Raw genomic sequence first — 21,520 nt, 5'->3', positions numbered from 1 at the left:
ATCAGCGTCTCTTCAGGTAACCGCTGCTGGAGCTGCGGCGTTGAGGTAGCGGTGCGGCCGGTCGCGATTGCATGACCGGAGCAGCGGGTTGCGGTGCCGGTTGTGGTGCGGCAACGGGTACTGCTGGCACCGAGTTGCTGACCCGTTCGCCTTGCACGGGCTTGCCCGATGCTTCGTCGAACAGTCCTGACTGCGCCAAGGCCTGACGCACCCGCTCCCAGTCGTGTTCCTTGTAGCGGTTGAGTCCCAGGTAGTGCGCCATGGCCAGGCAGTACACCATCAGGTCGAGTGCTTCGTTGCGCTCGGCCTTGCCCTTGACCCATTCGATGCGCTTGTGGCCCCGAATGTATCGGGCGACCTTGCGCTCCGCGACGCACTGATCGAAGAAGTCGTCCGGCAGGTCATTGGCAAAGTGCAATGCACCCGGTCCCGACTCGAACGGGTAACGGTTGTAGATCCAGTCCTTGGCCGTGTCGGTACCGACGAACCACAGCTCGGCACCGTTGCGCTCGGTCTGTCCCTTCCACGTTACGTCCACCATCGACGGTCGCTGAGCGATCACCGGCTTACCAGGCTTGCTCGCGCCCTTGATGGCGAACACGTTGCGCCAGCGACGCACCCGGCAGAACTGGTAGACCTCATCGGTGTGGTGACCACCAGAGTCGACAGCTACCGCGAGAATGCCCAGGCCGACACCGCAGGGATGGCGATATTTGGCCTTGAGCAATTCGTCCAGCGCGCCCCAGGTTCGTTCGTCGGCGGGATCACCCGACACCACTTGGTAGTCGATGACCCAGCGCTCCATGCCGACACCCCAGCCCATCGCCATGAACTCCAGGCGGTTGGCCTGAACGTCGACGGCACCGGTGATCATTAGCACCGCGGCCGGCATCGAGCCGAGGCTGAAGCCTTCCAACCTCGCCCGTTGTCTCAGCACATCGGCTTTGGTTTGCTCCTGAGCGGCGTCCCAGACCTTCGCCAGACGGGTGTTGTAGAACACCTGCATTGGCTCCAGATCGCCTTTGGCCTGGGCCTTCTTGGCCTTTTCGAATTGCTTGGCCAGTGACTTCCAGTCCATCCAACCGAGCGGCGAATACAGCGCGTTGAGATGAAAGCCAACCGTCTCGCCGTCGCCCTCGGCATGGGCGCGCCATTCGCCGTTAGCGAGCATCTCGCCCTTGTGGTACTCCTCAATCAGCACGTCACACTCAGGCCCGGCGCACTGGTAGTGCACCACGCTGAAGTCCTTCGAGTAATGCAGTCGCTCCCATTCCAGGGTCTGCATGTGTCCGCAAGTCGGGCATGGCACGTAGTAGTGACGCTGGTCACTGCCGTCGAACAGGTCGGAGATCCGCGAGGCGCCTTTGATCGTCGGCGAGCTGGAGAAATAGAACTTCGCGTTACGGCCGAAGGTGCTGCCCCGGGTTTCCGCCAGCTCGATGGGGTCGCCCTCCTCGCCGATGTCCACTTCCCAGCGGTCGATCTCGTCGCCGTACACGTAGCGCGCCGACAGCTCCGACAGGTTGGCCGCCGAGCCGGCGGTGGTGACGTACAACGTCCCACCCTCGAACTCCTTGGTGTCCATGGTGTTGCGCGAATCCCGCGAACGGTTGGCCGCCACTCGTTCCCGCAGCGCCGGTGTCGCCTTGATCGTTTTGCCGATCCGCGACGACACCCGTTTGGCCAGCCCGAGGCTTGGCAGCAGCGCCAGGATGTTCGACGGCGCCATGTGCATCAGGCCGCCGATCCAGTTCAGACCGATCTGGGTTTTCATCAGCTGCGACGCGACCATAGTGATCACGCGCTTGCAGGGGTGAGCCGGCGATAGACAACGCATGGGCTCGCGGGCATACGGAGTGCGCGAGGTACGGTACTGGCCCGGCTCAGCGGCGCCAGTATCACGCGGGATCCGCATGTACTCGTCGGCCCACTGATCGATCCAGACATCCGGGTCGGGCCGTAGCCCACGGAAATACGCCTCGCGGTACACCTCTGCACCGTCAGGAATATCCGTGGGCATGGGCTTAACTCGTGGTCAGTGCGTGTTCAAGGTCCGCCGAAGACATGCGTTCGGCGTCTTCCAGCGAGCGACGAATTGCCGCCGTCAGGTGTTTTTCAATTTCCCAAGGGTCGGTCATGGACGCCAGTTCGGGAGCCAGCTGCGGCGGCATGCCCAGCAGCTGATCGCGCAGCATACGGCCGGCGTTGTAGGCACCGGTTTGGACCGTCGACATCGCGACCAGCGAGCCTTTGGCCTTGAGCAGTTCGATCTCGGCGAGCTGGGCCAGGTTGTGTTCGCGCAGCGCGCGAGCTTTCTGGAAGTCGGGCAACTGCCCCGCAGGGGTGATCGCGGGCGGCGGCGCAGCCATTGAAGTCGGTTCGACTTGGCTGGATAGCTGGCTGTACACGTCACGCTGAAGCCGGTCTTGGTGGTGCCGATCAGCGACGGCGGCCTTGCTGGGGTCAGCGGTGTCGCGAATCAACGCTTCGCTGGCCAGCACGTCTACCTGTTTGCCGTCGGCGGTCAGCACCAGACGGTCGTTGTTTTTCAACCAGGTGATGTAGCTCGGTGCCCTGCCGATCCGAGCCGCGAAGGCGCTCTTTGACAGGTACATTGGTTCTGTCATAAGCCCTCCTTTTCAACGGCTTTTCAATGGAACCTTTCAATTTTCAATGGATTGAATTTCAGTAAGCTGGCAACCCTGCCGCTAACACTTTCCCGCGGGTTTCCGACCCCGTACCCGCCGAAGAAACCCAGGGTCCCCGGCGATTTCATGCCTGCCCGCCACTGCTCGGCGGTGCCTCGCAGATCCCTGCCCGCTTTGCCAACCACCGAGCGTACAACCCGCTGGCCACATCGGCGCCGAGGCAAGCCACAACGCTACCTATTGCTGCAGCGGTCATCAGACTGCAGCCCAGCGCCGTGGCGAGCATCACCGTCGCCAAGCCAAACACTGCCGAAGCTCCGAAGCGCAACAGCACCCGCTTGACCAATACCGGCACCGCCATCCCTGCAGCATCAGCGCGCCACATCTCCCCGGTTAAACCCGCGAGTGCCACCAAAATCAGCAGCCAGGTTGGAAGATCGGCCAGCGACTGCTGCACCTCCTGTTCAGTCGACATGCGTTGCCTCCTCGGCAATGGAATGAAAAACCCCGCCGAAGCGGGGTTAGGTGACCGGCTCAGGCAGGGCCGGGTAAAGCTGCACAGCACGTGCGAGGTCAGCGCCAAGGCGCAAATTTCATATCGTGGTGACTTTTTACCCCCTGAGTACGGAACCGAAAAGGGGGCATTTTCGGTTAACCGACTCGACGCAACTTTGACGCAACTTTAAGGAGACTTTGAGGCAAAACGCCCCGACCAACGGTAAGCCACTTACGGGCATCAGCACGCTCGGCCAGCACTTCCAGCAGCCGTTCATGCAGACGGTGAACCTGGTCGTAGTAAGTCTGTTTCGCTCTCGACTCCATCCCAAGCAAATGCAACTGCATCAGCCAGGTCGGCGCCGGATCATCGCCATAACGCAGGCCCGCCAACTGCATCAGCCGATCACCCTGCTGACCCTGACGCCCGATCTCCGACAGAGCGGCCGCGATCTCTTGTGCAACAGCATCAGGCCCTGCACCAGCGCCGAGGATGACTCGGGATCCGGGCGTGCCGCGTGGGGCGCAGCCCCCCCACTCCATGATCGTTGCCATTGGGCTACCCATGCCGCCGCTTTCGCCATTAAGCCGAATTTGCTCACCCCAGTGCTTCAGCAGTACTTCCATTGCCTCGATCATCGCCCTACTCCCCCGAAAACCGAACCCGACACAAAAAACACCCAACCCGACACAAACCCAACACAAATAAAATTCTTTAAAATCAATAGCTTTGGTCGAACTTTGTTTAGTGTGTTGGGTTTGTTGGGTATTTCTGTTCTCGCATGAAGAAAATAATCAGTCATCAGAAACCAACTATCTAACGTCACACATGCGCGCACGCGTAGCGAAACCCAACACACCCGACACAAAGCCCGCGAACCGCCGAAAAACAAGGTTCCAATCTGTGCGGGGTATCTGAAATCAACCCGACACACACACGACACACCCAACACACTTTTAGAGGTAGTCATGCGGCAGCCGCCTTGATGTGGTCCCAGCTGTCCACATGCCAGCCCGCAAGCTTCGCCTTGGCCCGCCAGTTTTCGACCTGCTTGCCCAGCTCGGCCGCCTTCAGTGATGGGGGCGGGGAAGCGTCCTGATCGACGGGAAAGAAGAACGCGCCAAAGCGCCGGTTGTTGCCATCGGTCCAGGGAATGGCTCGTGTCTTATCGACCTCAGAACTGATGAACAGCGAGAACTTCGTCTGACTCATCACATGCTCTTTATTGCGCTGGCACCATTCGAGGAACAGCGAATAGAGGTCCGTCGACAGACATGGCCCCCAAAGACCCTGACCCAACTCGCTGTACTTCCACAGATGCAAGAACGTCTGCCATCCGGCGCGACTCAAGGCCACCAGACGCTCACGGGCATCAGTCGAAGGTGGTCGTGTCCGCTGGTTGAAGTCGCCCAGATCGACCGACAACAACCAGCCGTACAGCGCCGCGACGCCACCCTGCTCCAGCTCTCGTCCGATCGCCTTTTGTCGCTCGACCGGTAAGGTCTCCATAGGCCACATGACCAGCATCCGCCGGTCGCTGTCGCTGATCGGCCACGGCAAAATTTCGTTGCTCAGGAACACCGCGTTCATGTGGTTGGCTTCCTCCCAACCGTTGATAAACTTCGATTCCATCCGCACCGTCTTGCCGGTGATCAGGTGCTTGATCTTGCCCACCTGGTTGTAACGTTGATCGCGGCTCACCACCTCTTCGAACACCGACCATAACTTGCGGCTTTGCCAGGCGTTAAAGTTGCTCTCCAACTGCGTTTGACCAACGGTGGCCGCGTACTGGCCGTACAGCATGCCCAGTGCATCGGCGAACAGCAGGCTTTTGCCTGAGCCTTCCATGATCGAATGCATCAGCACGGCGGTGTCCATCTTGGCGCCCAGGTGCTGCAACGGGTACGCCAGCCAGCGGATCAGCCATTGGGCCGCCGCTTCATCGTGATTGCACAAAAACGAAATCAGCCAACGCAGATTGGCGCAGGCTTCATTATTCCTAACCGGTTCGAGCGGCAGGCCATCAAAGGTATTGATGTACACCGCAGGGTCCTTGCTCATGGTCGGATCAAACACGATATGTTCGACATCCACGGTGCGTCGTTCACTGCTGTTCAGCCACAGCGGATAAGTGTCACCCAGCGCCATCTTCACCGCGCCTTCGGCAATGCGCCGCTTCTTTTCCCGATCCCAGACATCCTTGGTGCCATCGATGTACACGTAACGGTCAGTCGGTGGCATGCCCAGCGCGCCACCCTTCTTACCCGCCATGCGCCGCGCTTGCTCGATGTCGCGGACGTGATCATCAGCAATCAACCGTTTGCCCATGTCATCCAGCCACGCCTTGGCGAGAGGCTTGCCTACGCGCGCCTCAAATGCGGCCTTCTTCATCACCCGCGACTGGTCGCAGTCCCACACTTGTGTAGTGCCCTCGACCAACGCAAAACGACGAAGCAACTGGTCAAGCGTCAGCGCCTCCCCCGCGCCCCCATCTGGAGCCGGAGCGGCCTCGCCGATGTCGTCGTTCGCGCAGCTCGGCTCGCACACATCACCGGATGGGGTCGGGGGAAGATCCAGCGGATCAGGCCGCGATTGGCGCTGCATACCCAACATACGCGCAGCATCCTTCACCGCCTTCGACTGATCGCCGCCGTGCTCGAGTAAACAGAACACCTCGAAGGCGTCGTTCTGATGCCCGTTCGCGAGCGGATCGGCACCGTGGTGCGAATAGACCTTGCCATCAGCGATTGTCACTCCCGGCAGGCCGGTGCTGCTCTGCGGGTAAAGCCACTTGCTGCCCCGCTTGATATAGCCGTGAGTACTCAGTAGTTCCCCGATGTCGTGGCAGCGGTTGAACTCATCGATCACTGACGGCTGCTTACCCGCCGTAGGTGTTGAACGCTTAATGACCTTCACCGGCGTCGCAGTTGGCTTGATCGCCCACGGGCAGGCTGCCTCGGCATCACGTTTGAAGAGGTCCCAGTTTTGCCAGATATTCAGCAGATCGACAGTCAGTGTCGGCAGGCCGTCGTTGGCGTTCGGCGGTGTTCTCCAGGTGTAAGGCTTGCCGGTACCCGGATGAATCGAAGGTGGGAACACGTCCTGCACCAGGCCAGCGCGCAGCTCGAATACCGTGAAGCGTTTGTACTCTTCAGCCTCCGTGCGCGCCGCAGCCTCCCCGATCCCATCACCCTGCTCTTTCGCAGCCTTGGCTTTATCCATCAGGCCTTTATGAATCGAACCGTCAGGGTCTTTTTCATTCGGCCAGGAAAGAGAATGCCGAGTCAACTCAATGCCTTCCGGCACTTTGAACAGGACCCGGAAGCGCGCAGGGTTACCAACTATGGTCGGAAACACCAGCGCCATGGCATCCAAGTCGACACCCAGCAGCTCATACAATACATGCCGCGTCCACTGAACGTCGTCGACGTCCAGCGAACACACACGACTCGGCCCAAGCACGACGCCGAGGTTGTGATTAGGGTTTCGTTGCCAGAATGTTTCAGCTGTGGCGGCATCAGTGATGTAGCCACCAGGTTTGTTCCACCCCAAGCCTTTTGGGGCTTTCTCACCTGGCTCAATGGATACCAGGGCGAGATCGAAAGTAGTGATGTAACGTTTTGCCCATGTAGCGATGGCTATTCCTTTGGCCGGTTCAGTCATCGCCGAGCCTCCCGCAACCCCTGACAGTCGACGCAAGTTTGGCAACCGGCAATCGTCTGCTGTCGAAGCAACGGGATGGGATCGTCGCAATCCGCGCAAAACTGAGCGCTGACGCGGCTTGATGGTGCAAGGCGAATGCGCTGCAGCGCAACGTCGAGCAGGTATTGCGCCTGGTCGTTGGCACGATCGATTTCATCAGCCATGGACACGATCCTCCATCGCCTGACGGGCACCCGCCATGATGCCGAGAACTTCGCGGATCACGTCCATACCCTGCTTTTCAAGATCGAGGACTTCGTGAAGCTCCCACACGTTGTCGGCAGCACCATCGTGCATTGCGGCCACGAACTCGCCGGTTTCGCCGAGCAACTTACCGACGGCCCTTAGGGCATCCCGCGTTGCTGGAACGGGCACCGGGCGATACCAGACAGCACCTACCGGACGCACCAGCGCATCTAGCAAGCGCGAATCACCAGTGAGCCTAATCAACTCTTCAAGCTCATCAGGATTCAGCCAGCGCCGCTCTTCATCGAGTTTGAGTTTCTTCTGAAGGGTGTCGTTGTCCAACACCATGTCAAAAGCAAGGGCGGTAATTCCGCCCTTGTAGTCACGACCAGCGCGATAAATCGCCTGGCGCAAAGGAAGGACCGGACCAGCGTCCGGCAAAAGATCTGTTCGACTCATAACCGTAAATCCCCTGTTTACGGTGTAGCCATAAGATGGGGTAGTCCCTATCCTACAACCACGACCGATGTGCACGTGCTGTGTGTCGTCGTAGCTGAGCTGGGGGATTCTTTGGTGAGAGGCCCCAGCTCGGCACCCTTTAAGCTGCCGATTTCAAACCAGCAGCTGCTTTTTCTTGCAGGTAAAGGCATTCGATAGCCTTCCCTGTTACGTACCGAACATCTGCCCCCCTANCTAACCACCGCATTTGACACGATTAATAGTCGGCTGCGTTGTCCCTACGCGATCTGCGATAACTCGCTGGGATAAACCCGACCGCAGCAATTCCGAGAGCATTTCTTGGATAGTCATATCGTTCACCGATGCGCTTTCGCATTGAAAGCAACAATACACAAACGCATTGATTGATTCAATACAATCGCCGATACGTTTTTGAATCAAGGCAGAGAAAAGTGATTGGTGATCGCATCGCTCAACGCATGCAAGAACTAGATCTATCCGAAGGCGAACTCGGCCGCCGCTCTGGCGTCCCTCAGCCGACTATTCATAGGATCGTGACAAATGCGGTGGTTAGCCCGCGTCACGAGAACATTGAAAAAATCGCCAAAGCCTTGAAAGTCAGCAGTAACTGGCTGTGGAAAGGTGGCGAGCACAAAGATCCAACTATTGAGGTCAAATCGCCCTCAAGCTCTGAATCCAATGTGGAGCCAGGGCCGGCAATCAAAGGATATGTGCCGTTGATTTCTTGGGTACAAGCAGGAGCCTGGTGCGAAATAGAAGACGTTCGCTCGCTTGATGATGCAGAGATATGGCTGCCTTGCGCGGCTTCTCATAGCAACCAAACTTATGCTCTCCGAGTGCGCGGACTTTCCATGTTCAACCAACATGAACGTCGCTCCTTCAGAGATGGAGATATCATTTTTGTTGACCCTGCGAAGGACGCCGAGAACGGCTCACTTATCATCGCCAAATTAGTCGATAGCCAAGAGGCAACGTTTAAACAGCTGGTGATGGAAGGAAAGCGTCGATTCCTAAAGCCGTTGAACCCTGCGTGGCCCGAGCCGATCATCGAGTTGGGAGACGATGCAATGATTTGCGGTGTTGTCTTCTCGAAATTAGAAATTTTCTAATACATCGAACAACAGATTGAGCCCGCACCTTGCGGGCTTTTTTATGCCTCACTCAAAAATCAATACAAATACGTATTGACTCAATCAATACGTATTTGTATCGTTTGCCTCGTATACCTCTCACCAAAGAGTACGAGCCATGCAAACCACACAGCACAGCAACACACGCTGCCCGGTCTACCTGCATCCCTCCGCATGCAGCAACCGCGCTGCTGTCGAGGCCATCCAGCACCGTACCGGCCTGCTGGTGATCACCACCCCCAAAGGTCGCATCAAGGCCGTCCAGCCTGTTTGTACCGCCGTAACCGATACCACCACGCGGCCGTTCGGAGGCGATGCAGCATGAATAGCTACCTGATCCCCCTCGCCAAACAAGAGCTACTGCACCACATGCTGCAGGTTGGTGGCGCCGCCGTATGCCCTCTTCAACGGCCGGAGCAAACCATCCATGCAAGCTTTGAAGTGGAGCTCACGGACGACAGCGCAATCATCCGCGTGGACTTTGGCCATCACACCGGAGAACTGACCCTCAAACGATCAGATCGCGCCAATCACCTGCACCTGCGGGATTTCATCCAGGACATCGCGAACGGTCGCGTTGAGTCGGCAGAGCCGGCGCCGCCATCAGAGCAGCCCGGTAACGCAGTGCAAATACAGCAGATGCTGGCCGAGTCGGAAGCACTGCTGAACAACGTTCGAAAACTGCTTGCAGCCTGAGGACAGCGCCGTGAATCGCACCCTGGATCAAACGGCCGCCGTGCTCGGCCTCAAGCCCCGCGCCTTCCGCACCAGGTTGCGAGAACTACGCATCCTGACCAATGACGGCGACCTGGCCAGCCATCACCGCGACCGGGGCTATCTGTTCTCGGATCCGCGCAGCGTCCAGATCGGAAACACCAATCGCTATCGGCACTACGCCGTAGTGATGGTGAAGGAAGTAGGCGTCGAGTGGATCGCCAAAAAATTGAATATCACCATTACGCACAAGGACGCCGCAGCATGAGCCAGAACGCCATTACCCAAGCCATCGGCGCACTGAAGCTGGTCCCGATGTTCCTCAACCACCCGACCATCATCAGCCGCGCCACGCTGATTGGCGCATCAGCCGAAGCCGTACAGCTGCTGGAATCGCTGCCTCCGGTCAGCGCCGAACTGGCTGAGGTGTTCCGCTGCGTCGACGCGGTCATTGGTGAGGGACAAATCGCCTACGTCACCCCGACCAAATCGCCTGAATACCCCTACGGTGCGGTTGTCGCCGGTCAACACGGCAACGTCTGTGCGGCCGCCATGGGCAGGAGCAAAGAAGGCCTCGCCGAATTGATCCGCCTCAAGTTGCTGCCCCCATCGGAGGGGTTTGGGGAGGACGCGGCATGAGCAACACCCTCGACCAACTTCGGCGCCAGTTCGCAACACCGTGCCCGACGCTGGCAGCCGTTCGCGAGCACTACTTCTCGCATATACGTACCGACCGCCACCTCCTAACCGAGATCAAGAAGGGCCGCATCAAGCTCGCGGTTAAGCGCCTGCACGGCTCAACCCGGGCCAAGCCGGTGGTCTACCTGCACGACCTTGCCGACTACCTCGACGCCCAAGCGCTGACGGCAGCAGCCTAATTCAACGGTGGCCCCTGCCGTCCAGGGGCAAACAAATCTCAATCAACGGGAGCAATGCGCATGCAAACCGAAAGCACTTTGTTCCTGTTAGGCCTAATCGCCGACTGGACAACCCTCACCATAGCGGCCTTCTGGGCACTAACCCGCACCCGAAAGGAAAGCCTTGCTGTTGTCCGACCGTCGCTTTAACCCCTTATCCACCCTCTGCCACCACGAGCGGCATGGAGAACCATCATGGAAACCGAAATCCTTTCGGACGAAGAGCTGGCGCATATCACCGGGTACAAGGCCAGGGCCTACCAACGTCGCTGGCTGGATGATCGCCAGTGGCTCTATGTCGAAAGTCGTGGCAAACGCCCATTGGTAGGAAGGATGTACGCCAGGATGAAGCTCGGCGTGATCACGCCAACCAATATTACCCCCACCCCATTGCCAGCCGCGCCCGCATGGACGCCCGACTTCTCGCGAGTGAACTGATATGCGCCCCCGCAAAACCGCAACCCGCCATTTACCGCCTAGGATGTATCAATGGACGCGACCACGAAAGAGCGGGAAAACCTGGATCGCCTATTACTACCTGGACTCCACAGGAAAGGCGATCCCACTGGGCAAGGATCTCGACAAAGCCAGGCTCAAATGGGCGGAGCTCGAAGCCAAGGAAATACCACTGGACTTGCGGACTATGAAGGGGATCTTTGACCGCTACATTCGCGACATCGTCCCGAAGAAGGCGCCCCGCACGCAGAGCGACAACCTTTCAGAAATCAAACAGCTGCGTCCGCTTTTCGACAATGCCCCCATCGACTCAATCACACCTGCCACAATCGCTGGGTATCGGGACGCTCGAACTGCAAAGGTTCGGGCCAACCGTGAGATAGCCACGCTCTCTCATGTATTCAATATGGCGCGTGAATGGGGTCTGACGTCCAAAGAAAATCCCTGCCAGGGTGTACGGAAGAATAAGGAGACGCCTCGAGACTATTACGCGAACGATGTGGTTTGGGATGCTGTTTACAAGAAAGCAGCTCAAGAGCTTAAAGATGCTATGGACCTTGCCTACCTGACAGGGCAGCGGCCGGCCGACGTCCTGGTCATGCGCAAGGATGATATCGAAGGGGGGTATTTAATGGTGCAGCAGAACAAAACACACAAAAAGCTGCGCATCCAGATGACTGCCAGCGGCTCGGAAAACAGCCTGGGCATGCTGATCGCAAAAATCGCAGAGCGTAACGCTCAGCACGTTTCGAGCTACCTAATTGTGAGTGCGCGAGGGAAGCGTATGACTGCCAAGATGCTTCGCGACCGCTGGGATAAGGCCCGGGAAAGGGCCAAGAATGAAGCAACCGAGACTGGCGACACGCTGCTTGCTGGAAGAATCAGCAGCTTTCAGTTTCGGGACATCAGACCAAAAGCCGCGTCGGAAATTACTGACATCGGAGAGGCAAGCCTGCTCTTGGGGCATACCAAGGGTGACATAACTGAACGCGTTTACCGTCGCGTCGGCGCCATTGCGAAGCCGTCAAAATAGCGGAAAACGTATTGCAAGACGCTGAACTCATCAAGATGACGCTGGCGTTTCTCATGACGTCGGAGGCCAGCTTTATCTCGTCGTCGCAATGGCTGCTTTTGGTGCTAAATCACGCGATCGCCCATCTGGAAAAGCGCCGCTTCCACCTCTCGCAGCGAGCCAAACAGACTGCTATTGCCGGCTACTCGTAACGAGTCCGCCAACAGCCAATTGGTCCTAACGTTCCAGGTGTAGTGCTCGTAGGGGTTCACAGCAAGTGATGGGAACAATGCTAGGTCGGGGTTGCGGTAACGTGCCATCGCCCCATTTGCTGGAAGGCAGGCGAATCGCAGGAGTGAAGGTAGCGTTAACGCCGGCTGGCCACAATCGATAGTCCACCATCTTTTAGCCAACCACGCTAGAGCCGCTGCTACTCGACTGTCGTATATGATGAAGCCATCGATCAAAAGCGAATAAACCTTTGTCATACCAGAGTTAAACCGGAGATTGGTGACAGCGCTCGTATCACTCCCTCGGGCATGATCATTAACCACTGCTTGTAGGATCACCAACAGGTTGGCTTGGTTAGCAGAAAGCCAACCCAAGTTGCCTCGCTTCGTATAGACACCGCCCCAATAGAGGACAGCAGCAACGGCGCCCGAGAGCTGGTTTGCGCTGTTCGGACCTGCCGCGTAGGCGGTACGCATCTGGTGCTGGATGGTTTGCAAAACGGCCTCATTGGTAGCAAGGGAACTATGGGCAGCAAGCCTTGGCACCACCGGGTGAACGTGTGGCAGGCTGAGGTGTGGATTTGGCAGACCATTTCTTGCTCGGCGCGGCCAGCGGTAGGTGGCAAGTGCACTTGGCAAATCGGGGTACGCAACAGCACCAGGTACTGCGAAACTAATTGGTTGACCACAAAGCCGTTGAGCAAGCCAATCACGGAAGGCTGCAACTGAGTTGGCTAGGTATTGTGCTCGATTCACTTTTTTCCTCGGTCCAGATCGGGGCGGCAATAGCGCTCAGGATGGTGCGAAGACTGCGATGGCCTTGATATTTTGAGCATGCGCCTTCAAGACGTTCTGCCAGCAATGTCTGACTTCCGGTTTGAGGTCGACAGCAGAGCCGATGATGACCTAGAACCATCACTGCATCTACCGGTTGAATCCAAAGTCGATTTCGGCCCGTTGCGACCGACGCAAACCGATCGTGATGCCTAGAAAAGCTGGGACGATTCACTCATTGCTGGATTTCCAACACAATGCCCTCCGCCAACAAGCGCTCGCGGCGCTCTTTCGTTATGTTGGAAAGCCCGCTGACTGGATCGCTTAATACCACGTCGCCTGTCGCTGCGCACACCATGAAGTTGCTGACTCCAAGATCTACGGCGACGTCTGTTTCCGCGATGTATTTGGGGAGCAGACGTTGCATGGCTTCGCTGCACACGGATGGCGGAGCAACCTAAGGATCCAGATTGCCAGGTCAACTGTACGAGTCATCCTAGCGATTGGCCAAGGAAAGGATCTGTTCTGGCCTCATTTTAAGGTCTAAACACGGTTACTCTGCGCCAATGGACGAACGATATGTATTGTTACCCACGCTTTGGAAGGTCGCTGTATATCTGCTGGATCAGCTCCTGTCCGTACCGCCTTTCTAGCTTTCTAACAATGAAGTGCCCGCGCGCCATGTCTTGGAAATGATCTATGAATGCCAGGTTAATGAGGGCACCGCCCGCTGCTCCTATCACTGGTACAGCTTGTGCAGCGACTTTCTCACTGACTGGGATGCCGAAACGCTCTGCAATGGTAGCGATCAACTTAAGTACTGAGCCATCCGACATACGCTTCGCCAAAGCTGCACGCACTGTGTAGTAACCGGTTTCTGAATCATCATCTTCCGTTGATTTACCGCCGAGCGCAAAGACAGTAAGGCAAGCTTGCTTCGCTTCGTCGGTTTCAACGCGCTCTCCATGATTCCTTGCGATATCTGCAATGGATCGAAGCATTATTGAAGTTGAGATGGGCAACTCCGCACTTAGCCCGGCGAAGCCGAAAAAGCCCCCGACTCCACCGCTAACGGCTACGCCTGCCTTGTGCCAGAGGTTAGAGGATTCCTCACCAGGCACATCCTTCATAGTAAACACCGCAGCATCGAGAGCTTTCTCTAACGCTGAACTAGTGATGCTTCCAATTCTTTTAGTGACGCTTTCGGGCAAGTGTTCTAAAGCGATCTCAATGGGCATACCGATAATGCTCGTCACCTTTGCAGCGAAGCCCGGGTTCTCTAGCAAATTCTTCGCGGACTGCAGTTCCTTCCGGTCTTCTTCGAGGATGCTCATCTATCCGTACTCAATACTGGGTTGGCGGGACAACTCACAGAGACCAACAGCTCCAACGCATCCCTGTCGCGACCTTGATATCAAGATGCCTTCACTCTATGAAAAAGGCAAGTGATGCTGCCAAGGCATTCTGGCTGCTCTCGATCAGTCTTCGTGGAGCACTCACGAAGCTGAGTGGCAGCTTTAGGTCGAAGGCTCGCTTCTGAGCGACCGCTTAGAAGCAAGTCTGCTCTTGGGGCATACAAAGGGCGGCATAACTGAACATGTTTACCGTCGCCTCAGCGATATTGCGAAGCCATCAAAATAGCGGAAAAACGCGTTACAAAACGCTGAAACCGGCGCTTGTAGAATGGGGCCTACAGCGGAGCCAAAAAATGATCGTATTAGAACGAAAACAAGCTACAGACCACGAATTACGGGCGCTTGTATCTCGGACTTGAAAACCGTCGACTGTAACAGGTCCATGAGTTCGAATCCCATCGCCTCCGCCATATTTGATACGACAAAGCCCTGATTATTCAGGGCTTTGTCGTTTCTGGCGTCTGCGATTTTAGCTCGTCCTTTCCTGATCGTTTCCGCATCTTTTCGGTCATTTCCGCAACCCTACCCTTCCGACATCACTGGTTCGACCTCGACACGCAGGTGGATGGGGCAGTCTTCAACAGGCTGCTGTCGGCCAAAAGCGCATCTAAATGCTGTGGGTCTATCCTCGGCCGTTGTGACCTTGGCGCCGTCCATTTCCAGTAGTTGCTGCATGATCACTCGGATATCCGGCGAATCGTCCACCAGCAACAGACGGGCACCTTCGAACGGGCCGGTAGGTTCCTGCTGAGTATCCACGGGCAAGTCGAGCTGCCGATTGAGCGGCAACCAGACGCTGAACAGGGCGCCCTATCCTCGCATAGCCGATGATGCTCGATCCCCCCCTGTTGGGCCTCGACCAGTTCCCGCACCAGGGCCAGACCAATGCCCAGTCCCGACTTGTGGGTGCGTTGTCGCTCATCATTAACCTGACCTAACAACTCGAAGATCCGCGGCAATTCCTTTACAGGTATACCTTGCCCGTTGTCGCGTACCTGAATGCGCAGTAGGCCGTCATCCTGATCAAGCGAGACTTGGATATGACAATGCTCAAGGTGTTGCGCGACATGAAGGTTGGGGATGCCACGGTTCATGGTTTCCGTAGCACCTTTGCGGATTGCGTGGCGAAATGCACGAACATGCCGAGGGGAGTCGTCGTGAAGGCGTTGGGGCACCGCTTCCGAATGCGGTGGAAGCGGCATATCGGCGGACCTACTTCTTCGAACGGCGACGCGCGCTGATGGCCGAGTGGGCGGATCTTCTAGCGGGCGGCGTTGAATGACGATGTCTGGGGCGATAGCGGACTGACAATTTTCGGCGCTGCATACGAAAAGGCGGACGATCACTTCTCATCGGGAATTGCCAGCGTCCCGATCAGACTGCGCCCGAAGATGTGTCCTTTGGATATTATCTATTCCGCATTTCATCTACCCACGGCTCGGCGAGTTCGCACGACCATGCCCAGGTCCGTAGCTGCTTGGCGGGCCTGTGTCCGCATGCATTGGAGATTGATCGGCGAATACTCACCCTTCACTTGGCCCTCGCTCTAGCAGCGAAGTCGCCCAAACTAAGCGCCGCGCTTTAGAAAGATGTCCCGGGGTTGCGGGCCTTCGGCAACATACCGTGCGCCTCGAGTTCGTTCCACAATTCGATGGCGCGGTCATACCGGCCCGCTCCCTGGCAAGCCTCGAACAGCCGGCCACGCGCATCATGATCGCGCGGTCGTACGCGCAGTACCGCTTCGAGCAAGTCGATCGCCGCCTCGTGGCGGCCCTCGGCCAGCGCTACCGCACCCGCGGCGGCGATCGAGTCGGGATTCTCGGGAAAGGCGAGGCGGAGCCCGGCGGTGATTTGCCTGGCATCGTCGAGGCGGCCCAGCCGGATCGCTGCCTCGACCATCGCCCGCCGCCCGACTACATCGTCCGAGGAAATTTGCGGCAATGCGCCCTCGTACATTTCCTCAGGCGTCATCAGATACATGTCCCGGGTCTTGGTATCGGGTACGGTCGCCGATATCGACACGATCTGACCGGCTTCTCGCCGAAGCGCGCGCAGCAGCCGGTCGAGGCATTCGGGGGTACCGTCTTCGCTCGCGGCGGCCTCGCTCGAATCGATCGTCCGGAAGAAGATCTGCGCTTCTGGAGGGATGTCCATCCCGCGCTCATGGGCAGTCATCGCGAACATATCATGGACGGTTCTGCGCCCCAATCCAACTGACGTATAGCCCGCCTCGGCGAAGCGGCGGGCGACAAACTCGGCCTGGTCCTCGCCGGCAGCAACCACCGCGACGAACAAGGTGCCGCTGTCTGCCTGCCGTACCGTGATCCCAGCCGCTGCGAATGCGGTCTGGCGCACTGCTTCGAGCTCGGCGGTGGTGACATGCTCGACGTGCACGCGTTCGCCACAACCTTGGCAGGCGTAGCGCTCTCCTTCGTCGCGTCGCGAGAGCATCATCGTGCAGCATTCAGGGCATTTCGCGAATGCAAGCGCCGCGGCCCGTTCCTGCCCTTCCCCAAATTGACCAACCATCCGGCCCCGCTGATGGGCGACCGCGCTGGCGAACTGCTCCGCAAAATCCGATCTGTCGGGACCATAATAAAAGTCGAACAGAGTAGAACCATCGACCGAGGACATCCGCACCTGGACATGCGGCTGGGTTCCTGCCCGGATCGCCGCCCGGATCTCGGCCTCGGAGCGGTCAGGAGCGTGCGGCGCTTCGTCCTCTGCATTTGCGGGTCCCGGCGCCGCGATCGGCGCCGCTGCCTCCTCCGCACTCTCCGCGGCTCCATTCCCTGCATCTTCCGGTTCGATATTCACGATCCGACGGACAATTGCCAGCGCCTCCTGAAACGCCGATTCGGCCTCTTCGTCGGATACGTCGCGCCGGATCGCGTCGATCAGCTCGCCTGCCAGATCGGCTTGACGTAGCAACAAGTGACAGGCGATCGACAGCACGATCCACTGACGGACATGATGGCCGAGCCCATAAGCGGTATCGAGACTTTCCATCGCCGCCGCTACGTCGCGAAACCCTTCGAGCTGGATGGTCGCGAGCAGCACCCGATAGGAACCGTTGCGAGGTGCGATCCGGATCGCCTGACCGGTTGCGGCGGCGGCGCCAGCGGCATCGCCGAGCTTCCAGCGCGCACTGCCGAGCAACGCCCAGGTTTCCGGCGAATCTGGGTACCTGCGGCTGAGCGCGGTCAATATTTCCCCAGCTCGGCGTGTTTCCCCAAGCTCGATCAGCGTCGCTGCATAATTGCCGCGCAGTGCCAATTGCCGGCCCTCGGGTGTAGTGCCCATCGCCTGCTCATAAAGGTGGCGGGCTTCCTCCAGCCGTCCGCGCCGCTTCAAGGACAGCCCGATCTCGTTGATGCATTCGGTGCGTTCGTATGCGTCCTCTTCGGTTTCGAGACAGCGCTCGAACACCGCGATCGCGTCCTCGTCGCGGCCGGCAAGCGACAACGCAGTGCCATAGAGGCGCAGAAGCCGCCCCGCTGGTTCGACGTCCGATGCCTCGAAGATTTCGAGCGCATTCGCGCCATCGCCATGGCGAAGCAGAGCTTCGACTCGCATCTGGATAAGCTGAGGGTTGTCCAAATGGTCGCGCGTTTCCGCCGCACTCGCCAGCACCTTCAGACTCTCGATCGGCGCATGCTCCTGCCCGATCGCGAACAGCTGATCGACCAGCACATCGGCGCTCGCCGGCCGCGCGCCAGCCTCTTTCGCAAGGCAGTGGAGCACCATTGCGCGGAGCAATTCGCCAAGCGCATCCTCCTGCGCAGGTCCCGGAAAGCGCGCTGGCTCGGTACGATGCATCGCTTGCAGCTCGAGCAGGTCGCCAGTCTCCACCACGAAGGGCGGCGCGCCGCTCAGCAGCTCGAACAGGGTCGCGCCGAACGCGTAGATGTCGGCCGGCTCGCCGACGACCCCATTCTCGTCCCAGCACTCGGGCGCCATATAGGCGGCAGTACCGCCAACACTGGCGCCCCTTCCGCTGAGCGCTCCCAGGCGCGCGGTGCCGAAATCAGCGAGATGCGGTTCGCCGTCGCCGAGCAACAGGATATTATCGGGCTTGATATCGCCGTGCACGAGGCCGGGGACTCGCCGGACGCACTCGCGCATGCCCAATGCGAGCGACAGAGCAACTGTGAACACCCGAGCCGGATCGCTCCCTTCGGGACGCCTCCGAATCTCGTCGGCAAGCGTAACGCCGAGCGGACCTGGAGGCACTGCCGGCATTAGCAGATGCGGCTTGCCGTCGCAGGTGATGATTCCACTGAGCGGCAAGACGAAGGGCGCACCCGAGACGCGCATCCAGGCCGTGGCCTCGGCCTCGACTGCCTGCTGCATCGCCGGATGGAAAAAATATTCGTCGTCGAAAGTCTTGAGCGCCAGGGTCGGCGGACTGTCCGGGTCTTCCGACAGCCTGCACAGATAGACCACGCCCATGCCGCCCCGCCGCGTTGCACAGATCCGAAACACAGCCCCGCCGTCCGACGTCAGATAAGCAGCAGTGCTGTTGCTCGCGCTGACAAGCCCGGAGACAAGCCGTCCGAGCAGCGACCGCAACAGGCTCGGCTTCTTCGGCCCGGTCATGGCTCGAACGAGGCGACATGAGAGAATTGGGATGCAGAGGGTCGCGGTCGGCACCGCTTCGCTGCGTCCAGGATGACCGCGCAGGCTGCGTTACCCAGTCCCTTTCGCATCCCGACCATCGTCCCGGTGGTATCATCGCTGAGCAAGACAAGCAGCAGATGGCGCTCGTCGATTTCGACCGCGCGCTCGGCCATAGCGAGCATCTGCGCGGCAAGGATCACCGGATCGTCGGCCGGGTCCTCGAACGCCGGTAGCCCTTGTTCCTTGCCCGGCTGATCTGCGATGGTCGCGCGTAGCCACGTGTCGATCCTGTCGGCCGTCCCCAGCCCGGCAGCGTCGAAACATTCACGCGCAAAGCCACTCCGTAACCCCAGTAGCGCAGCGAGACGGTGGAACGTGCGAAATGGCACGCCGGCCGCGCGGCAGGCCCGCAAGCGAAGATAGAGCGCGTCGCACAGCGCCTGCTCGAGCGGCAGCATGTCCTCATCAATAAGCTCTCGGACGAAGCGGGCGAGGAGGCGGTGCTGGATCGCCTCGGCGGATTCGGGCTTGGCGATGGTAAAATGGTCGCTGCCGGGTACCTTAAGCGGTTCGCCGAAATAGCGGGCACCGGAAAAGGGCTCGACGACCTGAGTCCGAATCAGTCCGGGCAAGGCAATGAACCGGTCCTCGATCAGTTCCTTCCCCTTGATCCGGACATGTCCGGACTCCTTAAGGTTGAGGAACTCGCGGTCGAGATCCATAAGCCAACTGTTGGTCTGCGAGAAGCGTAGCGCATCGGCCTGGGTGTGGTTGACCACCTCTGCCAGCAACTTGAGCATATTGGCGTAGCGCGATCCAAGCGATGGCGAAGCGACCAGGAACAGCCCGACCGTGATATCCCGGCTCCTGAAATCCTCGGCCCGCTCGACCACCAGTTTGCGCGCGACGATACCGCCCATGCTGTGCGCGACGAAGATCAGTGTGCGGCATTCAAACAATCCGTCGAGCCGCATCTGCTCCTTGAGCGCATCGACCGCATCGCCGAGCCGGTACGTGCCGCTGAACAGCCCGGTGCGATATTCGAACGTGTAAATCCCGGCCGCGGCGACGCTCGGCTCGACGCGCAACAAGGCCGGCCACGAGGTGCCATTCTCGTGTAGCCAGCATGTGTCGGTCGAGGACAGGACGCCGTGTAGAAAGACCACGGTCACTCCGGATTCGGGACGGCGCAACCATTCCCCTCTCATCCTCACCTCCAATTTGCACGGCGAAAACCGAGTCTAAAGCAGCCCAGCAGCGCAGATGGATTTCGCTTCAAAAGGATAGAAAATTCAACCGTTCCATTAGGATCAGATTCGATACAAAAAAATGAATCTCAAGTCCGACCCTGTCCCTTCTCGCGAGATCACATATCTTCGTTGGGCTGTCCAGCTATACAGTTCGAATCTGGACGCCGCGCATGGCCGCGAAGGTCGGCGTGCCGGCGCATCAGCCAAAGACGACCCATGGCCGAAACTGACGATCGATTCCAAACAGATTGAGCGTAGCAGGCAGTCGAGAGCGCGTAAGGGAAATGCAACGACTATCGATCACTTCTGGCCGTTAGCTGCATTCCACCAACGGCAGCTATGGGTCGTTTTCAGCCCTTCGTGAAAGGCAGAAATCGGCCATAAGCGGACATCAAACAGGCTTGCTTGCCGCTCATAATTGCGGGCAGGCTGATGGCTGACAAGAAGCAATTAGAAGCTGGCTTACCCCCTCATGACCTTGTTCCAGTCGATCTCATACCCCGCGGTTTCCAGCTCACGGCCGAGCGCCTGCTTCCAACCATTACTGTCCATGGACTCCCACACCACACCAGCGAAATCACTGGGGATTTCCAGAGCGCCGCTCTTAAGTGCACATACCTTCGCGCGGCCGAGGCGACCGAGAAAATAACCCAATTCGAGCAAGACGTTCTGCCGTGCTCGCGGTTCTGGCGTCCCCCCCTTGACGCAGCCCACATCGTCCGGGGTCAACAGCACCACGGCAAAACCCACTTCGCCATGCGCTTCGACCTTTTCCATGACCGTACGGCCCTGGTTGGCTTGCTCATGCAAAATGATCGGCTCGAAGCCCACTTGCATCAAAAAGCGCGCCACGGATTCTCGTGGGCCTTCCTCATGGCCATGCACTACAAAAACCCGCCTTGAAAGGATTGGTGCCTCTGCTACCGTGGGGGACGGAGCTGCTGACGGGTCATGCTCAAGATCAGCCAGATCTTCTCTTAAGGTGCGCTGCGCCTGTTGCAGAAGCGCAATTGCATTGGCGATGTTTCTCTTTGTAGGTGTTGAGTAATCCTCATGCCCGTATAAAGCCATGCTGAAGTACCGCAGATCGGCTGCCGATTGGAATCGGTTAAATACCGAGGTGTGTTCACCAAAGCAACGTCCTAACGTGTCTTTAATGGCTACCTCCAATGCGTTGATTTCGGGTGAACGTCCCTCCACGAGCGTTCGGACATCAAACGCTTCTAGCTCCTCGATACGTTCCTGCAATCGATCAATGGCTCGCTCTATACCCTGCGCGTTTAATTGTGATTTTTTTGGGGTAGCAGCTACTGGGGGAGTGGCTCTAGGCATCGGGGTCAGTCCATTTTGATCCTATGTGTGATAAAGGACATTATCACTTATAGGCAAGGATAGCGGTGGATGCCTGGGTTACCTGTCGTAACCGTCAGCTTTGGGTCGGTTGCTGCCCTTTGCGACAGGCAGCAATCGGCCGATTCTGTTGAAAAAGT

At 58.4% G+C, this 21,520-nt stretch carries 23 protein-coding genes; 8 read left to right on the top strand and 15 right to left on the bottom strand.

Annotation, left to right across the window (positions count from 1 at the left end; translation table 11 throughout):
• Position 1 precedes the first annotated feature (1 nt).
• The 7 genes from HCU66_RS07475 to HCU66_RS07445 form a co-directional block, all read right to left on the bottom strand.
• Positions 2–2,020, bottom strand: coding sequence for a phage terminase large subunit family protein (locus HCU66_RS07475; RefSeq protein WP_205887874.1), 2,019 nt, complete (start codon positions 2,018–2,020; stop codon positions 2–4).
• 4 nt (positions 2,021–2,024) lie between these two features.
• The gene (locus HCU66_RS07470) at positions 2,025–2,627 is read right to left on the bottom strand and encodes a terminase small subunit (RefSeq protein ID WP_205887873.1); all 603 of its coding nucleotides are present in this window, start codon (positions 2,625–2,627) and stop codon (positions 2,025–2,027) included.
• Positions 2,628–2,772: 145 nt separating this feature from the next.
• Positions 2,773–3,123: a phage holin family protein gene (locus tag HCU66_RS07465; RefSeq protein WP_205887872.1), complete on the bottom strand. Its 351-nt coding sequence runs from the start codon at positions 3,121–3,123 to the stop codon at positions 2,773–2,775.
• Positions 3,124–3,299: 176 nt separating this feature from the next.
• Positions 3,300–3,782, bottom strand: a complete 483-nt coding sequence (locus tag HCU66_RS07460) for a hypothetical protein (protein ID WP_205887871.1) — start codon at positions 3,780–3,782, stop codon at positions 3,300–3,302.
• A 328-nt stretch (positions 3,783–4,110) separates the two neighbouring features.
• Complete coding sequence (locus HCU66_RS07455; RefSeq protein WP_205887870.1) at positions 4,111–6,807, bottom strand: DUF5906 domain-containing protein; 2,697 nt, start codon at positions 6,805–6,807, stop codon at positions 4,111–4,113.
• The gene (locus HCU66_RS07450) at positions 6,804–7,010 is read right to left on the bottom strand and encodes a TraR/DksA C4-type zinc finger protein (protein ID WP_205887869.1); all 207 of its coding nucleotides are present in this window, start codon (positions 7,008–7,010) and stop codon (positions 6,804–6,806) included. Before HCU66_RS07450 ends, HCU66_RS07455 begins: the two co-directional genes overlap by 4 nt.
• Positions 7,003–7,491: a phage regulatory CII family protein gene (locus HCU66_RS07445; RefSeq protein WP_205887868.1), complete on the bottom strand. Its 489-nt coding sequence runs from the start codon at positions 7,489–7,491 to the stop codon at positions 7,003–7,005. The genes HCU66_RS07450 and HCU66_RS07445 overlap by 8 nt, the downstream gene beginning before the upstream one ends.
• A 452-nt stretch (positions 7,492–7,943) precedes the next feature.
• Between HCU66_RS07445 and HCU66_RS07440 the strand changes: the two genes are divergently transcribed.
• From HCU66_RS07440 to HCU66_RS07405, 8 genes are all read left to right on the top strand, one after another.
• Positions 7,944–8,621: a S24 family peptidase gene (locus tag HCU66_RS07440; protein ID WP_205887867.1), complete on the top strand. Its 678-nt coding sequence runs from the start codon at positions 7,944–7,946 to the stop codon at positions 8,619–8,621.
• Positions 8,622–8,760: 139 nt separating this feature from the next.
• Positions 8,761–8,967, top strand: coding sequence for a hypothetical protein (locus HCU66_RS07435; protein WP_205887866.1), 207 nt, complete (start codon positions 8,761–8,763; stop codon positions 8,965–8,967).
• Entirely contained in the window at positions 8,964–9,338 is a 375-nt protein-coding gene (locus HCU66_RS07430) for a hypothetical protein (RefSeq protein WP_205887865.1), read from the top strand. Before HCU66_RS07435 ends, HCU66_RS07430 begins: the two co-directional genes overlap by 4 nt.
• Before the next feature lie 10 nt (positions 9,339–9,348).
• A complete protein-coding gene (locus tag HCU66_RS07425) occupies positions 9,349–9,624 on the top strand; it encodes a phage antirepressor KilAC domain-containing protein (protein WP_205887864.1) in 276 nt (91 codons plus the stop codon).
• On the top strand, positions 9,621–9,995 hold the full coding sequence (locus HCU66_RS07420) for a hypothetical protein (protein ID WP_205887863.1): 375 nt from the start codon (positions 9,621–9,623) through the stop codon (positions 9,993–9,995). Before HCU66_RS07425 ends, HCU66_RS07420 begins: the two co-directional genes overlap by 4 nt.
• Complete coding sequence (locus HCU66_RS07415; protein WP_205887862.1) at positions 9,992–10,234, top strand: pyocin activator PrtN family protein; 243 nt, start codon at positions 9,992–9,994, stop codon at positions 10,232–10,234. The genes HCU66_RS07420 and HCU66_RS07415 overlap by 4 nt, the downstream gene beginning before the upstream one ends.
• Before the next feature lie 234 nt (positions 10,235–10,468).
• A complete protein-coding gene (locus HCU66_RS07410) occupies positions 10,469–10,711 on the top strand; it encodes a DUF4224 domain-containing protein (protein WP_205887861.1) in 243 nt (80 codons plus the stop codon).
• A 1-nt stretch (position 10,712) separates the two neighbouring features.
• Positions 10,713–11,762, top strand: coding sequence for a tyrosine-type recombinase/integrase (locus HCU66_RS07405; protein WP_205887860.1), 1,050 nt, complete (start codon positions 10,713–10,715; stop codon positions 11,760–11,762).
• Between the two features lie 104 nt (positions 11,763–11,866).
• Here the strand turns inward: HCU66_RS07405 and HCU66_RS07400 are convergent, their stop codons facing one another.
• The 8 genes from HCU66_RS07400 to HCU66_RS07365 form a co-directional block, all read right to left on the bottom strand.
• A complete protein-coding gene (locus HCU66_RS07400) occupies positions 11,867–12,727 on the bottom strand; it encodes a hypothetical protein (protein WP_205887859.1) in 861 nt (286 codons plus the stop codon).
• A 253-nt stretch (positions 12,728–12,980) separates the two neighbouring features.
• Positions 12,981–13,172, bottom strand: coding sequence for a hypothetical protein (locus tag HCU66_RS07395; protein WP_205887858.1), 192 nt, complete (start codon positions 13,170–13,172; stop codon positions 12,981–12,983).
• A gap of 160 nt (positions 13,173–13,332) precedes the next feature.
• Complete coding sequence (locus tag HCU66_RS07390) at positions 13,333–14,079, bottom strand: EcsC family protein (protein WP_205887857.1); 747 nt, start codon at positions 14,077–14,079, stop codon at positions 13,333–13,335.
• A 603-nt stretch (positions 14,080–14,682) separates the two neighbouring features.
• Positions 14,683–14,925: a response regulator gene (locus tag HCU66_RS07385; RefSeq protein WP_205888023.1), complete on the bottom strand. Its 243-nt coding sequence runs from the start codon at positions 14,923–14,925 to the stop codon at positions 14,683–14,685.
• Positions 14,838–15,254 carry an ATP-binding protein gene (locus HCU66_RS27475; RefSeq protein WP_205887856.1) on the bottom strand — a complete coding sequence of 139 codons (417 nt, stop codon included), beginning with the start codon at positions 15,252–15,254 and terminating at the stop codon, positions 14,838–14,840. Before HCU66_RS27475 ends, HCU66_RS07385 begins: the two co-directional genes overlap by 88 nt.
• A 487-nt stretch (positions 15,255–15,741) precedes the next feature.
• Positions 15,742–18,759 carry a tetratricopeptide repeat protein gene (locus tag HCU66_RS07375; protein ID WP_205887855.1) on the bottom strand — a complete coding sequence of 1,006 codons (3,018 nt, stop codon included), beginning with the start codon at positions 18,757–18,759 and terminating at the stop codon, positions 15,742–15,744.
• A complete protein-coding gene (locus HCU66_RS07370) occupies positions 18,756–19,973 on the bottom strand; it encodes an esterase/lipase family protein (RefSeq protein ID WP_205887854.1) in 1,218 nt (405 codons plus the stop codon). Before HCU66_RS07370 ends, HCU66_RS07375 begins: the two co-directional genes overlap by 4 nt.
• A 519-nt stretch (positions 19,974–20,492) precedes the next feature.
• Positions 20,493–21,362: a TIR domain-containing protein gene (locus tag HCU66_RS07365; RefSeq protein WP_205887853.1), complete on the bottom strand. Its 870-nt coding sequence runs from the start codon at positions 21,360–21,362 to the stop codon at positions 20,493–20,495.
• Positions 21,363–21,520 lie beyond the last annotated feature (158 nt).

Source organism: Pseudomonas frederiksbergensis (assembly GCF_017114915.1).
Classification (GTDB): Bacteria; Pseudomonadota; Gammaproteobacteria; order Pseudomonadales; family Pseudomonadaceae; genus Aquipseudomonas; species Aquipseudomonas frederiksbergensis_I.
Note: the sequence above shows the minus strand (reverse complement) of the source record. Positions and strands in the feature narration are given on the sequence as shown.